The organism is Candidatus Profftia tarda (assembly GCF_904848675.1).
Classification (GTDB): Bacteria; Pseudomonadota; Gammaproteobacteria; order Enterobacterales; family Enterobacteriaceae; genus Profftia; species Profftia tarda.
In genome coordinates this window covers 687,102-704,537 of the sequence record NZ_LR890047.1, presented here as the reverse complement: position 1 = coordinate 704,537, position 17,436 = coordinate 687,102, and the positions used below count along the sequence as shown (strand labels likewise).

General features: G+C 33.4%; 9 protein-coding genes and 1 tRNA gene. 4 read left to right on the top strand and 6 right to left on the bottom strand.

Going from position 1 to position 17,436, the window contains the following annotated elements; translation table 11 throughout:
* Positions 1–11: 11 nt before the first annotated feature.
* From dnaE to KTT71_RS01805, 3 genes are all read left to right on the top strand, one after another.
* On the top strand, positions 12–3,497 hold the full coding sequence (gene dnaE / locus KTT71_RS01815; RefSeq protein ID WP_216782170.1) for a DNA polymerase III subunit alpha: 3,486 nt from the start codon (positions 12–14) through the stop codon (positions 3,495–3,497).
* A 12-nt stretch (positions 3,498–3,509) separates the two neighbouring features.
* Positions 3,510–4,460: an acetyl-CoA carboxylase carboxyl transferase subunit alpha gene (accA, locus tag KTT71_RS01810; protein ID WP_216782169.1), complete on the top strand. Its 951-nt coding sequence runs from the start codon at positions 3,510–3,512 to the stop codon at positions 4,458–4,460.
* A 1,080-nt stretch (positions 4,461–5,540) separates the two neighbouring features.
* Positions 5,541–7,229: an aspartate:alanine antiporter gene (locus tag KTT71_RS01805; RefSeq protein WP_216782168.1), complete on the top strand. Its 1,689-nt coding sequence runs from the start codon at positions 5,541–5,543 to the stop codon at positions 7,227–7,229.
* A 642-nt stretch (positions 7,230–7,871) separates the two neighbouring features.
* Here the strand turns inward: KTT71_RS01805 and KTT71_RS01800 are convergent.
* From KTT71_RS01800 to KTT71_RS01775, 6 genes are all read right to left on the bottom strand, one after another.
* Positions 7,872–7,944, bottom strand: a tRNA-Ile gene (locus KTT71_RS01800).
* 1,338 nt (positions 7,945–9,282) lie between these two features.
* Positions 9,283–9,945, bottom strand: a complete 663-nt coding sequence (locus tag KTT71_RS01795; RefSeq protein ID WP_216782167.1) for a DedA family protein — start codon at positions 9,943–9,945, stop codon at positions 9,283–9,285.
* Between the two features lie 1,405 nt (positions 9,946–11,350).
* Complete coding sequence (cysE, locus tag KTT71_RS01790) at positions 11,351–12,175, bottom strand: serine O-acetyltransferase (RefSeq protein ID WP_216782166.1); 825 nt, start codon at positions 12,173–12,175, stop codon at positions 11,351–11,353.
* A 124-nt stretch (positions 12,176–12,299) separates the two neighbouring features.
* Entirely contained in the window at positions 12,300–13,313 is a 1,014-nt protein-coding gene (gene gpsA / locus KTT71_RS01785) for an NAD(P)H-dependent glycerol-3-phosphate dehydrogenase (RefSeq protein ID WP_216782165.1), read from the bottom strand.
* Complete coding sequence (gene secB / locus KTT71_RS01780; RefSeq protein WP_216782164.1) at positions 13,306–13,827, bottom strand: protein-export chaperone SecB; 522 nt, start codon at positions 13,825–13,827, stop codon at positions 13,306–13,308. Before secB ends, gpsA begins: the two co-directional genes overlap by 8 nt.
* A gap of 321 nt (positions 13,828–14,148) precedes the next feature.
* On the bottom strand, positions 14,149–14,580 hold the full coding sequence (locus KTT71_RS01775; protein WP_216782746.1) for a rhodanese-like domain-containing protein: 432 nt from the start codon (positions 14,578–14,580) through the stop codon (positions 14,149–14,151).
* An 858-nt stretch (positions 14,581–15,438) separates the two neighbouring features.
* Between KTT71_RS01775 and gpmM the strand changes: the two genes are divergently transcribed.
* Entirely contained in the window at positions 15,439–16,983 is a 1,545-nt protein-coding gene (gene gpmM / locus KTT71_RS01770) for a 2,3-bisphosphoglycerate-independent phosphoglycerate mutase (RefSeq protein WP_216782163.1), read from the top strand.
* The last annotated feature ends 453 nt before the right edge of the window (positions 16,984–17,436 follow it).

Genomic DNA, 17,436 nt, shown 5'->3' with positions numbered 1-17,436 from the left:
GTAATTGAATTATGGCTGCACCACATTTTATACATTTGCGAGTTCATAGCGACTATTCAATGATAGATGGGCTAGCAAAAGTGGAAGCATTGGTTAAAAAAGCAGTTTCTTTGGGTATGCCGGCTTTTGCCATGACTGATCATACTAATATGTGTGGATTGATAAAATTTTATGATGCAGCATATAGAGCTGGTATCAAACCTATCATTGGCGCTGACGTGCTGATAAAAAATGATCATTTTTTAGGTAATGAGATTTCTCAACTGACTATTCTATCTGCTAACAATCAAGGATATAAAAACCTTACTCTACTTATTTCAGGTGCTTACCGGCGTGGATATGGTATCGAAGGTCCAGTAATTAACCAAGATGCTCTAATTAAGCATCGTGAAGGACTAATTTTGTTATCTGGTGGGCGTCAAGGAGATGTAGGCAAAATGTTGTTGAGGGGCAACCAGTTGTTGGTACATAAATGTGTTGATTTCTATCAACAATATTTTCCTGATAGTTATTATCTAGAATTAATTAGAACTGGTCGTGTAAACGAAGAAATTTATTTAAAACTTGCAGTAGCACTAGCTGAAGAGTGCAGTCTTCCAGTTGTTGCGACCAATGACGTACGTTTTTTAGAATCTACTGATTTTGATGCGCATGAAATACGCGTTGCTATTCATAATAGCGTAACTTTAGATAACGAAAAACGCCCTAGACAATATAGCGAACAACAGTATATGCGCAGCGAAGAAGAAATGAATAGAATCTTCGCTGATCTTCCAGAAGGATTAGAAAACAGTGTAGAAATCGCTAAGCGTTGTAATGTTACAGTTATCCTAGATAAATACTTCTTGCCGCTATTCCCGACTGGTGCAATGTCTACGGAAAACTTCTTAATTGTTAAATCTAGGGGTGGCTTAGAAGACCGCTTAGCATTCTTATTCCCGAATAAAGAAGAACGCTCTCAGAATCGTATACAGTACGATCAGCGCCTTGAAAGTGAGCTAAAAGTTATCAACAATATGGGATTCCCCGCCTATTTCTTAATCGTTATGGAATTCATTCAATGGTCGAAAGACAACGGTGTGCGGGTGGGTCCAGGTCGTGGTTCTGGCGCGGGTTCATTAGTTGCCTATGCGCTAAAAATAACTGATATAGACCCACTTGCATTTGATTTGCTTTTTGAACGATTCCTAAATCCAGAACGCATATCAATGCCTGATTTTGATGTTGATTTCTGTATGGAGAAACGTGACCTTGTAATTGAACATGTGGCTGAAATTTATGGTCGTGATGAGGTATCCCAGATTATTACTTTTGGCACCATGGCAGCGAAAGCGGTTATCCGCGATGTTGGACGTGTTTTAGGCTATCCTTATAGTTTTGTAGATCGCATATCAAAATTGGTTCCATTAGAGCCTGGAATAACACTAAAAGAAGCTTTTGAAGCCGAACCTCAATTGTCTAAAATTTACGAAGAGGATGAAGAAGTTAGAACACTGATTGATATGGCTCGTAAACTAGAAGGTGTTACCCGTAATGCTGGTAAACATGCTGGTGGAGTAGTTATTGCACCAACAAAAATTACTGACTTTGCGCCGCTGTATTGCGATTCCGAAGGCAATCATCCACTGACTCAGTTTGATAAAAATGATGTAGAGCGCGCCGGACTCGTCAAATTCGATTTTTTAGGCCTACGCACTCTTACAATTATTGATTGGGCATTGAATATGATTAATGCTCGTCAGGATAAAAGAGCTGATCCTAAGATTGATATTTCTGCTATACCGCTTAACGATAAAAGAAGTTTTGAAATGCTGCAACGATCAGAAACTACAGCAGTATTTCAGCTGGAATCACGCGGCATGAAAGATTTGATTAAACGACTAAAACCCGATTGTTTCGAAGATATGATCGCCTTAGTCGCACTCTTTCGTCCTGGACCTTTGCAGTCAGGGATGGTAGACAACTTTATTGATCGTAAACACGGACGTGAAGAAGTTTTTTACCCAGATGCTCAGCGACAACATCTATTGTTAAAACCTGTACTAGAGTCAACTTATGGAATTATCCTGTATCAGGAGCAGGTAATGCAGATAGCACAAGTTTTAGCTGGATATACGCTAGGTGAAGCGGATATATTGCGTCGTGCAATGGGGAAAAAAAAACCTTCAGAGATGGCGAAGCAACGCATAGTTTTTAAAAAAGGCGCAGAGCGGATGGGTATTAACGGTGATTTATCAATGAAAATATTCGACTTACTGGAAAAGTTCGCTAGTTATGGATTTAACAAATCGCACTCTGCTGCTTATGCATTGCTCTCATACCAGACTCTATGGTTAAAAGCACACTATCCAGCAGAGTTTATGGCTGCGGTAATGACCGCAGATATGGATAATACTGAAAAAGTAGTAAGTTTGGTAGATGAATGTTGCTTGATGGGACTTACAGTACTGCCTCCAGATATTAATAATGGACATTATCAATTTCACGTGAATGATAAAGGTGGTATTGTTTACGGTATAGGTGCTATTAAAGGAGTGGGTTCAGGGGCTATTGAAGCAATCATTAATGCCCGCAACAAAGGTGGGTCTTTTAAAGAATTATTTGATTTATGTGCCAGAATAGATACTAAAAAATTAAACCGTCGTATGTTAGAAAGATTGATTATGTCCGGAGCATTTGATCGATTAGGACCTCATCGCGCTGCTCTAATTAACTCACTAAAAAGCGCATTAAAAGCATCTGATCAGCATGTCAGAGCTGAATCCATTGGTCAGATAGATATGTTTGGTGTATTGCCTCAAGACACTGATCAAGTAGAGGCATCATATAAGAGACATGCTCCATGGCCTGCTCAGGTGGTATTAGATGGCGAGCGTGAAACTTTAGGCTTATATCTAACTGGGCACCCTATAAACCAATATCTTAAGGAAATAGATAAATATGCAGATGGCATACATATAAAAGATATGCGTCCGACAGAAAAAGGTAAAATGACAACTGCTGCTGGATTAGTAGTGGCAGCTAAAATCAAAACTACTAAGCGCGGCAATCGCATTGGACTGTGTACATTAGATGATCGTTCTGGGCGCCTAGAAGTTATAATATTTAATGAGGCATTAGATAAGTACCAACACTTACTAGAAAGAGATCGCATCCTCATAGTAATAGGACAAATTATCTCTGATAACTTTAGAGGGGGCATGAAAATGATTGCTCGTCAGATCATGGATATCATTGAGGCGCGTGAGAAATATGTGAGTAAGCTAGCTATTTATTTAACTGATAGACAAATTTATGATCAAATATTACAGCGTCTCCGCGACTTGTTAGAATCATATCATCCAGGAACTATTCCAGTAGAATTATACTATCAACGTAATAATGCACGCGCTAAATTAAGATTTGGGGTGACCTGGCGAGTAACCCCAACAGAACGTCTGCTAGTTGATCTGCGTACTCTTTTGGGTAATGAACAAGTAGAACTTAAATTTGACTAATATAGGAATAATATGAGTCTAGATTTTGAATATCCTATTGACGAACTTGAAGAAAAAATTAAATTGTTGACATCAGTTAGCTTGCCAGATAACAAAATAGATTTAAATATCGACGAAGAAATACAGTGTTTGCGGGATAAGCATGTTGAATTAACCCGCAAGATCTTCTCTAATCTAGGAGCTTGGCAAGTTGCACAATTAGCACGACATCCTAAACGTCCTTATACTTTAGATTATATTGAGCAAATTTTTACTGACTTTGATGAGCTTGCAGGCGACCGTGCTTATGCTGATGATAACGCTATCGTAGGCGGTATAGCTCGCTTGAATGGTCGCTCTGTTATGATTATTGGCCATCAGAAAGGCCGTGAAACTAAAGAAAAAATTCGTCGTAATTTTGGTATGCCCGCACCTGAAGGATATCGTAAAGCTTTGCGGCTCATGGAAATGGCTGAACGCTTCAAATTACCAATAATTACCTTCATTGATACTCCGGGTGCATATCCTGGAGTTGGTGCCGAAGAACGCGGTCAGTCTGAAGCTATCGCGCGCAATCTGCGTGAAATGTCTATTTTAAGAGTACCTGTTATCTGTACAGTTATTGGCGAAGGTGGTTCGGGCGGCGCGTTAGCGATTGGCGTTGGCGATAAAGTTAATATGCTTCAATATAGTACTTATTCGGTTATATCACCAGAAGGTTGTGCTTCTATCCTATGGAAGAGTGCAGATAAAGCACCACTAGCTGCAGACGCTATGTGTATTACGGCCCTGCGCTTAAAAGAGTTAAATCTGATTGATTCTATTATAAAAGAACCTTTAGGTGGTGCACATCGCGATCTTCTTGAGATGGCTATGTCTATAAAAGCTAGGTTATTGTGTGATTTAAGCGATCTGGATATATTGGAAACTAAAGAGTTAGTTAATCGTCGATATCGCCGTTTGATGGACTTCGGCTACTGTTGATATATCTGTTATAGTATTATTAGTTTATCAAACTATTTTATAATATTTGCATTATTTTAATATATAGTTTGATTATTTATTTATAATATAATTTTAAGTCTTATATTTAATTAAAATAATTGTAGAAATTAGACTGGAGAACAATGTTCTAGTTTATTTAAAAATTAGATTTATCCAGAGATATAAAAACTATAACTATATTTACTATAATCTTTATCTTAAATATTATCTTACTCTAATATAGTCGCAATAAAGACTTATTTCATGAGAGTTACTTTAATGATATCAGTATTCATTTATAGAATAATTTAGTTGTTTAGAGAGCAGTATTATTAATGTTTTTCTTGTAAAATTATCAAGATGCGTAAAGCATTAAGAAATTTTTATAACTTTTATTAAAGATAATAATATCTTAAAAGATATAACTATGATCTTAATTATTTTAATTACTTTTTAATTGATAATACTGAGTATAAAAAGGTAGAGTGGACATCTAAGTTTTTTAATTTTTTCTTTAGTAAGTCTTATTTGACAAAGTCTCTGTATCTAAAAATATTAATTATAAGAAATAGCAATAATATGTCATCTTTAATCTCATTCAACATCTTATAAAGTGGTTAAATCCTACCTATTATCTCTAATAATTGATTAACTCAATGCTCTATCTAAAGCTTAATCTAATTATAATAAATGCTTGTAATAATATTATTTTATAATACTCTTTTCTCAAAATAAGTATAACCTTAATTCTTAGAAAGAAATTATATCTTTTATCTAAGATTGATAGGAGTAGAGTTTATAACGATGTTTATCTCATTGTGATATAATGGCGTTCGCACTATTATTTTTTTCATTTTAGCTAAGTAGCAAAATTTTTTAAATATTTTAGTTTTTTCTGTAAAAATATGTTAATTATTTGTATGGTTTGTAATTAGCGTTATATTTAGCATAATCTTTTCCTAAATTCATATTAATTATTATGTTACGCATAACATTGATTTTTATTGTATAGTCAACTACTGTTAGCAACTAATAGTTTATTGCAGCAAACGCAATCTACTTAACCATAAGTTATTCGCCGTGAATATTGATATTGTGAGTTTATTAGCAGGAAATCACATTTTACTTCTATTCGTTGTTTTAGCTCTGGGACTTTTTATTGGCAAAATTCATCTCGGTCCCTTACAGATCGGTAATTCCATAGGAGTATTAGTTGTTTCACTTTTGTTAGGGCAACAACACTTTATGATGAATACTGAAGCGCTAAATCTTGGTTTTATGCTATTCATCTTCTGTGTTGGCATAGAGGCGGGTCCAAATTTCTTCTCTGTTTTCTTCCGTGACGGAAAAAACTATTTTATGTTAGCTCTTGTTATGATTGGCAGTGCATTACTGATGGCTGTGGGTTTTGGAAAGTTATTTCACTGGGATATAGGTCTAACGGCCGGTATTCTGGCAGGATCTGTGACATCCACCCCCGTCTTAGTAGGAGCAGGGGATACCTTACGTCAGATCATGACAGAAAAATCTTTTTTTATAAAATCGCAAGATCATCTTAGTTTTGGGTATGCTATTACCTATCTTATAGGTTTAGTTAGCCTGATCTTGAGCGCCCGTTATTTAGCAAAGATAGAACACCAAGATTTACCAACTGCAGCTCAGCAAATTGCTCAAGAACGCGGTTTAGATAATGAAATACAACGTAAAGTTTTCTTACCAGTAATTCGTGCGTATCGCGTTGGCTCCGAGTTAATATTTTGGGCTGATGGAAAAAATTTACGGGAGCTTGATATTTATCGGCAAACAGGTTGTTATATTGAGAGAATTCGTCGCAACGGTATCCTGGCTACCCCAGACGGAGATGCGGTATTACAGATAAGTGATGAAATTTCATTAGTTGGTTACCCCGATGCCCATTCACGTTTAGATGCTAGCTTCCGTAATGGAAAAGAAGTTTTTGATCGTGATCTGCTAGATATGCGTATTGTGACTGCAGAAATAGTCTTAAAAAATAATAATGTTATTGGTAAGCGTCTAAGTCAGATTAAACTAGCAGATCACGGTTGCTTCTTAAACCGTGTTATTCGTAGCCAAATTGAAATGCCTATAGATGACAATATTGTTTTAAATAAGGGGGACATACTTCAGATAAGCGGTGATGCCCGTCGAGTGGAGAGTATTGCAGAGCGCATTGGATTTATTGCGATCCATAGTCAGGTAACTGATCTTCTTGCTTTCTGCGCTTTTTTTATCATTGGTTTGATGATTGGTCTTATTACTTTTAAATTTACTGACTTTTTATTTGGTATCGGTAACTCTGCAGGATTGCTCTTTGCAGGCATCATGCTTGGTTTTCTGCGTGCTAACCATCCTACTTTTGGTTATATCCCGCAGGGTGCCTTAAATATGGTTAAAGAGTTAGGTTTGATGGTTTTTATGGCTGGTATCGGCCTTAATGCTGGTGCTGACTTGAATCAAGTATTAGGCCAAATTGGCTACCAGCTACTGTTCAGTGGTCTAGTGCTAAGTTTACTACCTGTAGTAATATGTTTTTTATTTGGTGCTTATGTACTACGAATGAACCGTGCTCTTCTTTTTGGCGCTATTATGGGCGCGAGAACTTGTGCTCCGGCGATGGAAATTATCAGTGATGCCTCACGTAGTAACATTCCAGCACTGGGATACGCAGGTACGTATGCAATTGCTAACGTACTGTTCACGATCGCAGGCATACTAATAGTTATGATTTGGCCAATATTTCATCAATAATTAGTTATATATGAGTTAAGAGTAAATTACTTAAATTATAGTTTATACAAGCTTATTATTAATTGATAGCTTTCTATATCGCCGTTTTCTATATTACTCTTACTGACTAAGGTTTAAGATTATATGTCTTCTTTTCTTACATTAAATATTATACTAAGCAAACAAATTTAATATATAAAGATATTATCAATCTTATAGTGGTTATATAGTAAGTCATTCTCTGTTCAGCATCTGTATTACTGTAATCTCATTAGGTTAATTCATTTGATATCTTTAACTAAGCTGATTTGATATAATCAACATAGATGGTTTAACTAAGAATGATATGTTCATTGAATCTTTGTATAATTTAAATTTTTTATTTAAGTGTAGAATATTAGAACTATCTAAGTTATTTTTATATTTCTTATTATTTTAGATTGAAGCTTAATATTTAGATAGAAAATTATATTTTTTCTGATAATTATGTATTGTATCACCAAAGGTTAAAAGTTGCACCCGTGATAGTTTGATCACTTTTTTGCAAATAAACGACACTGTATTAATAAGTAAATTTATGATCATATAATAATCTAGTTTGTAACTTTTTATTTAAAAAATTTTATCTAAATGAGATCATATATAACAAATTTATATCTTTGATGACCCCTGCTGGATTTGAACCAGCGACCAAGCGATTATGAGTCGCCTGCTCTAACCACTGAGCTAAGGGGCCTGAGTATCTTATATTATAGATTAAAATCATGCACAATATCTAGAGTATATCTTTGGCTTTATTATTTTAATAAATAATTTTATGTTTTTTATGAATCAAGAAGAATTAAATAGTTTATTAATTAAATTATTATCTTTTTATCATTTAAATATCTGATATTTAGATATTATATCATAACATTAAAATTATCTTTTGTCTATATGTTGTTATTTTTTTAAAAAAATATATATTATTTTTATGTATATTTCAGATATATGAGATACACATACAAATATGTAATCCAAAAAATCCTGTCTGTATTGAAACAGATATTTTCATATTTTAGATTATTTTGATGAGTATTTGAGTCTAATACCTACAAAGCAAGTTACTCTACTACTGACCTGATGTTTCTGACAATTAAAAAATTATACTATTATAATTAAAGTTTCTTGAGTATCTTACTGGCTTTATCTTGTTTATAAATATTATATACGGACAATGCGATAGATAATGAATTGTATTCGCAGAGAAATATTTATATGTTGGTCTAGTTGTATCTGCCTCATATTTGTACAAGATAATTTTTATATTTATCCACATAAGTGAATTAGGAGATTTTATGTAAGATTATTCTATGCTTTGTAATACTCCTAAATAATTACACATAATTTCTCGAAGAAATTTAACATTTTGTTTTTTAATGTTTTGCATTCTTCTTTAATATCTCTTACTTATTACGAATAATATAAAAATGGTATGCAAAATATCACATTTATATGAGGTATCTTATCAAAATGTAATAGAAGCAATATTATCTAACTCCAATAGTTTCAATCTATTATTCATTATTAATAAATTTATGAAGTTCTTCCGAGAAGATATATATATTTATTAAAAGCATTTGATGGATCTAAAAGGTAGTATCATCCATTCTCATAATATTAGAAATTAATTCTCTTGCGAGATAATAATAAGTACTAGCTCATATATTTTCGTACTAAATTATTTTTATCTCGCAAAAATTACTATATTTAAATACTATCATTTGATCTTAATAGTGTATCCCTAATATTTTGGTTTATTTATAAGTTATACATTCTATTTATAATATTTGTGAGATTTTATCACTAATATTATAGAATTAAAATTATTTAATGATTTCTAACCTATTAGTTAGTAATAAGTTTTATTATTTCAGTGATATTGTATAGTTTTATAAAAATTTAAAGAGTGATTATATCTTGAAGTAATAAGAGAATGAAAATAAAATTTGATAGTAATTTTTTTACAGCTTCCGAAGATAGATCTTAATAAGATACACAGGTATTACTTATATTACATAAATTATTTATTTTATTAAACGATAGTATGATTTTTTTTACGCACAAATATTATTAGTGTTCCCACTAAGCCAATAACTAGTAAAATAATGGGTAATACCATTAGAAATGTCATCATTTGATCTTCATGGCGTTTTACAATTGGAATACAGCTTATAGCTAAACCAAGACCTGTCATAGAACAAACCCACAAAAAAGCGCTAAGCCAGTTAAATACTTGAAAACGTGTATTCTTCAGACCAGATAATCCAGCAATAGTTGGCAAAATAGTTCGTACAAATCCTAAGAAACGTCCAGCCAATAATGCAAACAAACCGTGTGTATGGAACATATTATATGCACGATTATGATAATGTGCCGGTAGTTGCATAATCCAGGTTTGAACCAATCTAGTATTTCCCAGCCAGCGACCTTGAATATAGCTTATCCAGCATCCAAGGCTTGATGCTATAATTAGGACAATAATAGTAGGAAAAAAAGGCAAAACACCTTTACCCATTAATGCTCCTGCAAGTAGGAGTAAGCTATCACCAGGTAAAAAAGAAACAGGAAGTAGTCCATTTTCTAGTAAAAGTGTTATAAACAAAATGCTGTATATAGCCCATAGCATTTTAGGAGAATTTAGAACGGTAAAGTCCTGTTCCCACAAAGCGTGCAAGATTTCTTTGATTAAAGCCATTACTCATACCTCTATAACTGCTTGCTCTATCTGAATCTGATAAAGCGTGCTATGAAAAATGAATTTCATTTGGCTGTTGCAATTTACATATAATTAAGTTTTAGAGATATATTTATTTAAAAACAATTAGCTATAAAAGTACGGTTATAATGTGATTATGATTATAAATCTATGCAACATTATAGGTAGAGTATCCAAGAACAATCAAGATCTGCAATAATCTATATATCTCAATCCTTATGTATTTAAGGATATTCTAGACTCAAGAAGTAACTTAAGTTATTTTAATTTCTAAGATTTGCTGCCTCAGTCAATAAATTAGTTAATATTACGCTTTATTTTAAAGCTATTGATTATTCTCAACTGCATTATGATTTTCCAAATGATAGTATAATTACATCATAATCTTTTTATTATACTCATGACATTATCAATTGGTCATATAATTTTCTCTATTTTTGATTAAGGAATCAACTTTATGTAACTTTCTTCTTTTTAATGACAGTATCTTATTTTTTTAGAAGAGTTTGTCGTTATATGTGTATTAACAATGTCTAGTTATAACGCAATATTTTAATGTTGCTAGAAAGTATAAAAAGATAAGATTAAGAATGAAATGCACATAATATCTTGCATATCAATATATTATAATTATGCCTATCATTTATATGGATTTGAGCATCCAAAATAATGATAATACATTAGATTACAGTTTTTATAAGCTTTAAAATAGTTCTCACAAACTCTATATAACATGATCTGTATATTCAATACAATACATGATTGTATGTTATTAAAATGTTTATGTATTGGTAAATTATATAGGTACGCACAAACAGTATTTTATAAAAAGTAATTCTCTATGTTTCTAAGCGCTATTTATTAATCATTGCAAAATTATCATCAGTTAGTATTTTACTAAAATTTCTCTAAAAGCATGTTATGATGATCTTAAATATTAATATTCTATGCCTTATGGGAGGACTATACATCTATTAAAATATAAAAATCTTATTTCTGCAGAAATATTAGAGGGTTTTATTTAAAAATATTAGATAAATATCTCTTAGACTTTATTTAAGTAGTATTTTATCTCAAAAATATAATGTTGGCTCTATAAGATAATATAGTGCTATACCTCTCTTTAATCTTCCTAAAAAATAGCATATCTGACTTATTTAAAAGACATAAGCACTGTATTTGTATGATTTTATACTATCTAGCAAAATATTATTTATCAAGAATTGCATTAATTTAATATAGTATAAATATATTTATTAAATCTTCTTTGATTATTCCGGAATTATAGAACGATGATATTAAAAAGTGCCATGAGTTGAAAGATCAAGCAATATTAGTTAGATAATTCATATATTTCCCATTTTTAAATAAAATATGCTTTTGTTTATATTCCATCTCCAAACTCAAAACTATAATGCTTACTTTGTAAAAATCGTTGATTAATATCCATCGATGATTTTTTCTCCTTATAATATGCTATAACTCGGGCAGGAACTCCAACAGCAGTTGCATACGGCGGTATTGAATTCAATACTACTGAACCAGCACCAACCTTAGCTCCACGTCCTATTTCTATATTACCTAGAATTTTCGCACCTGCACCAATCATTACGCCTTCACCTATTTTTGGGTGGCGATCTCCTATTTCCTTCCCCGTTCCACCCAATGTGACTGACTGCAGTATAGAAACTTCGTTCTTAACTACCGCTGTTTCACCGATCACAATTCCTGTGGCATGATCAAGAATATTACCACAGCCAATAATAGCAGCAGGATGAATATCCACCCCAAAGACAATCGATATCTGATGTTGTAGATGAATAGCTAATGACGTACGGTCTTTTAACCATAGCCAATGACTGATACGATATGACTGTAGCGCATGAAAACCCTTAAGATATAGTAAAGGTGTAGAGTATCTATTAACCGCCGGATCACGTTTTAGAACGGCAATAATATCGCTAGTAGCATATTCTATGATATTTTTGTCTGCACGATATGCCTCCTCTACCATCTCGCGGATCTCAATAGCTGGCATAATGGTATTTGCAAGCTTATTAGATAGAATATAGCTAAGCGCGTCAGCTAAAGTTTCGTGCTCAAGCAGGGTTATATTATAAAATCTTGCTAACATTGGTTCATAATCAGCTAGAATAAGAGCTTCTTTTTTGATTAATTGCCAAATTTGTTCGGTTTCTTCGATTGGCATACAACATTCCCTGCTATATCTAGATTTATGATATAATTGTATTTAAGACATAGCTTAATTTCCATAAAAATATTTATTGTACCGGAGGGTATAAGCTTAATTAATTATAAAATTATCTATGAGCTTATAGTGTCTCATCTTTTTGAGCTCGTCCCAACAGGGATAAAGCAGCTTTACTAACATCTTGATTGCAGTAAAGAACTTTATATACTTGCTCAGTAATTGGCATTTCAATCCCATAACGTCGGGCTAATCCCATTACTTCTCTTGTAATACGGTAGCCTTCAACTACTTGCCCGATTTTATCCTGTGCTTCCTTAACTTCAATGCCTTTTCCCAGCATAATACCAAAACGTCTATTACGAGACTGGTCATCAGTGCAGGTTAGCACTAGATCACCTAACCCAGACATCCCCATAAAGGTATCTGAATCCGCTCCCAGAGAAATACCAAGCCGCCTCATTTCAATTAATCCACGTGTGATTAGTGCAGTTCTAGCATTTGATCCAAAGCCAATGCCATCAGAAATTCCAGCACCAATAGCAATCACATTCTTTACTGCACCACCTAGCTGAACACCAATTAAATCAAGGTTCCTATACACTCTTAAATTTTTTATGCAGTGTAAAAGCCTCTGCAAATCTTCAATGAAGATTAGGTCAGTTGATGAGAGCACAATAGCAGTAGGAAGTCCAGCTGCCAGCTCTTTAGCAAATGTAGGTCCTGATATAACTGCCAAAGGAATATCAGGACCTAAGATCTTACGGATAACGTCCTGCAATAAATTGCCAGTTTCACTTTCTAATCCCTTTGTTGCCCAAACTATGCGAGAATCAGGACGCAAGAAAGGTTTCAGTTGAAACAGTACTTCGGAAAAGACATGACTAGGTACGACAACCAGAGTATCACGGCTCGCAGCAATCGCTTTTGCGAGATCGTATTCAACTTTTAGTGTATTAGGAAATAGAACATCTGGCAAAAAATTTTGATTACAGCGAGCAGCATTTATCGTATTCATATGCTTGTGCTTGTGCCCCCAGAGCACTACTTTATGCCCGTTTCGTGCCAGTGAAATCGCTAAAGCGGTTCCGTAAGAACCAGCACCTATTATACTGATTGAAGCAGTGGGTTTATTCATGGGAATTCATGGCCTGCTCAGGCTGCTCAGGCTGCTCAGGCTGCTCAGGCTGCTCAGGCTGCTCAGGCTGCTCAGGCTGCTCAGCTTTTCTTAGATATTTCATAAACAATGTATCAAAATTAACCGGAGCTAGGTTCAACTGCGGGAAAGTGCTATGATTTACTAAGTTGCTAATGCACTCACGTGCATACGGGAATAAAATATTAGGGCAATAAGCTCCTAAAAAATGAGCCATTTTGCTATCTTCAATACCATCAATAGCAAAGATTCCTGCCTGATGTATTTCACACAAGAATGCAATTTCTTTTTTAAGGGATGCTGTTACAGTAATCCACAATACAACCTCAAACACATTGTTCATTAATTGATTTGATGTAGTATTTAGATCTATCCTGACTTCTGGTTGCCATGTTTTTTGAAATATAGCTGGTGAATTTGGAGCCTCAAAGGATATATCTTTAGTATAAATACGTTGAATTTCTAAAGACATTGCGATTTTTTTTTGTTCCGACATGGATTCATACCTTTTATATGAATACCTCTTATACATGAGGTTGATGGATCATAAGCACGATACTTCTTACATAAGTTCTCCTAACTCTTATTGTATGTTACATGTTTGTCAAAATAATAACAGACATAAATATGCTATACATGAAGTATGGCGAGGAATTGCAAAGGAAATACACTCAATTATTTCTAACATATGCTCTATCTTTATTGATAATAATTTTATTATATGAAGGAATTTAAAGTGATATTCACGCTCTTAAATGATGTTAGAAAATAATGCTTTTGGTACAGATATATCCTACCGGCTATTATACAATATATATTATTTAAAGCGTGCTAAAGGCAAGTTTGCATTATTCCACCCATTCATGCCCTCCTGTAAAGTATAAATATATTGAAAACCAGCTTTCACCAAGTGCTCTCCTGATGAACGAGAGTGGATGCCATGGGTACACACTATGATTACCGGTTGATATTTATATTTTGCTAAATTATTAAGTATGCCGTTTCTTATATCTACGGGATTTACGTTTAAAGCATTTACCAAATGACCTTTGCAAAAATCTTGGTAAGGACGGGTATCAATAATCACTGCACCTTCTTGATTTATCAGGCATGTTGCTTCAGCGCGAGTTATTTTTTTTACTTTGGAGAGATACCCTTTTAGGGTATTAATCAGTAATGTAATAAACAGAATGATCCATGCTGAGCATAGCATGGGATGGCTGCTTACAAATTGTATAATATTTTGCATTTGCATTGATTAAATAAAACTCATATCAGTTAAAAGAACAAAATAGACGCCTTAGCCATTAAGAGTGCGCAGTGTTTTATGATATCCAGCAGAACTGTAATGAACAGTAATTTGAAAAGAATTAAAAATTTTCTTGCTGATGTAAGGATATATCATCCTTGATGAGCGGTACAGAAAAGATCACTTAGATTCTAATTGAATAAAAAATAATTTAGCAAGGAACAATTGTGCATTAGAGTATATTATTTGAGACATCTGTAGTCTCCTAGTAGGTCTGGTTATCCTAAGCGATTAGTATTATAGAAATTATTTTCAGAGCTGCATGTGATATGCTGATATACTATAGTAGTTCTTAAAGACCTCTCTATTAAGAAAATTATTCTCTAATTTATAAATACCATGGATAACTTTATTTACTTTCTAGAAATCTTTCATACTATTCAGTCCTAGATCATAATTAGCAATTATCTACTCAGTGTTTTAATATTATATAGCGCTCTCATCTTTATTAAAAACAAATAACCGCATCTACTTTCTGAAATATATTCATATAATATTATCTTATTTAAGCATTATCTAAATGAGAGGTCTTTTATTTTATTTATCCATGTGGCAGTTTTATATTTTTACTTTGACAAAATATTCTCTAAAATTTTATTATCTCTATTAAAGATAATACACCGCTAAACTGTAGTAATATTACACGCTTTTCCTGTGAATATCCATGTCTATTATTTTGCCTTTTCTTTTGCTTTTAAGTTTGACTCTTGTCTAATTCATGAAATTTACCTAAAGTAGGGTACTATTCATGTATAAAATGTTTAAATTAAATCATTTATTTATATAGAGGTTATTACAATGTCAAAGATTAAAAAAACTATGGTACTCTTGATTCTAGATGGTTATGGTTATCGTGAGGACATGCAAGATAATGCAATCCTTAAAGCCAAAAGTCCTGTTATGGATCGTTTGTGGAAAGAGTATCCACACACCCTAATATCAGCTTCCGGTTTAGACGTTGGGTTACCTGATGGGCAAATGGGTAATTCAGAAGTAGGACATATAAATTTGGGTGCAGGACGTATAGTATATCAAGATTTGACACGGATTGACAAAGAAATTAAAGAAGGTAATTTTTTTATCAATAAAGTTATAATTGACGCTGTAGATCAAGCAGTATCTCTAGGCAAAGCTGTTCATATCATGGGATTACTATCTCCTGGGGGAGTGCATAGCCATGAGAGCCACATTATGGCTATGGTTGAATTAGCCGCTAAGCGCCGCGCAGAGAATATTTATTTACATGCTTTTTTAGATGGTCGCGATACTCCACCTCGCAGTGCTAAAAATACACTAAAACTATTCACCGAAAAATTTGTTCAACTCGGTCGAGGCCGCATAGCATCTCTTATTGGTCGCTACTATGCTATGGATAGAGATAATCGTTGGGATCGTGTCAAGTTAGCTTATGATCTGATAACCGAAGCTAAAGGAGAATTCAGAGCTGAAAACGCAGTTTCCGGTCTTGAAGACGCTTACGATCGTGATGAAAACGATGAGTTTGTTAAATCAACCGTTATCAGAGGAACTGGTGAACCTGATGCTATTATGCAAGACGGTGATGCATTGATCTTTATGAATTTCCGTGCTGATCGAGCTCGACAAATTACACATGCTTTTGTTAAGAGTGATTTTAAGGATTTTCCGCGTAATAAAGTGGTTAGTTTAAGTAATTTTGTAATGTTAACTGAATATGCTGCCGATATTAAAGCCGCATGCGCTTATCGATCATCATCACTAAAAAATACTTTTGGTGAATGGCTGATGAAACATAACAAAACCCAATTACGTATTTCTGAAACTGAAAAATATGCTCACGTAACGTTTTTCTATAATGGAGGCATTGAAAAAAGGTTTAAAGGTGAAGATCGTATCCTGATCAATTCACCAAAAGTAGCTACCTATGATCTCAAACCTGAAATGAGCTCTGCAGAGCTTACTGCAGAATTAATCGCCGCTATTAATAGCACTAAATACGATGCTATCATTTGCAACTATCCTAATGGGGATATGGTTGGTCACACTGGTATTTATGATGCAACAGTTAAAGCTATTGAGATTTTAGATGAATGCATTGGCCAGGTTGTGAAAGCAGTAAATAGCATAGATGGCCAGTTGCTGATCACTGCGGATCATGGTAACGCTGAATTAATGCGCGATCAGTTTACTGGGTCTCCCTACACGGCTCATACTAATCTGCCGGTACCATTGATTTACATTGGTAAACCAGCTAAATCTATTAATGGTGGTAAATTATCTGATATAGCAGTTACTATGCTAACTATGATGAACATGAAGGTACCAAAAGATATGACTGGTAAGCAGTTGTTTATATTAAGTTAATAAGCATCCTGTTTTAAGATAAATTTTTTAATAATTACAGTTAACCAAGGCGCGTTTAAAAGAAGAAATATTTTTAGTTACACTCTTGCGATACTGATCTATATCGCGTTCAAGATCAGTAATATAAATATAGAAATATAAGAAGTAGTAAATAACATATATTAATCAATGTCTCAACACGCTTAAAATAAGCGCTAAGTTAATTTTAAGATTTGTTTTAAGAAAAGGAATAGTCATAATACAAAATGGTTGTCTACTTAAGATAAATTTTGACTTGTCTCTGATACCCAGAAACACTACTCATTTAATTTAATCTACAAAACCCTGATGCTTAAATATGATAAATACCTATAAATTATCTATAATAAGTTTATATATTTCTTATTTGTAGGAATAAATAAAAACGTCTGATTTACTTATGAGAGGCTCTTGTAAAGTAGATTAAAATTGTAT

What these genes read in the sequence shown, in the direction of transcription:
- dnaE (WP_216782170.1), top strand. Translation starts at nt 12, where the DNA reads ATGGCTGCACCACATTTTATACATTTGCGAGTTCATAGCGACTATTCA.
- accA (WP_216782169.1), top strand. Translation starts at nt 3,510, where the DNA reads ATGAGTCTAGATTTTGAATATCCTATTGACGAACTTGAAGAAAAAATT.
- KTT71_RS01795 (WP_216782167.1), bottom strand. Translation starts at nt 9,945, where the DNA reads ATGGCTTTAATCAAAGAAATCTTGCACGCTTTGTGGGAACAGGACTTT.
- cysE (WP_216782166.1), bottom strand. Translation starts at nt 12,175, where the DNA reads ATGCCAATCGAAGAAACCGAACAAATTTGGCAATTAATCAAAAAAGAA.
- gpsA (WP_216782165.1), bottom strand. Translation starts at nt 13,313, where the DNA reads ATGAATAAACCCACTGCTTCAATCAGTATAATAGGTGCTGGTTCTTAC.
- secB (WP_216782164.1), bottom strand. Translation starts at nt 13,827, where the DNA reads ATGTCGGAACAAAAAAAAATCGCAATGTCTTTAGAAATTCAACGTATT.
- KTT71_RS01775 (WP_216782746.1), bottom strand. Translation starts at nt 14,580, where the DNA reads ATGCAAAATATTATACAATTTGTAAGCAGCCATCCCATGCTATGCTCA.
- gpmM (WP_216782163.1), top strand. Translation starts at nt 15,439, where the DNA reads ATGTCAAAGATTAAAAAAACTATGGTACTCTTGATTCTAGATGGTTAT.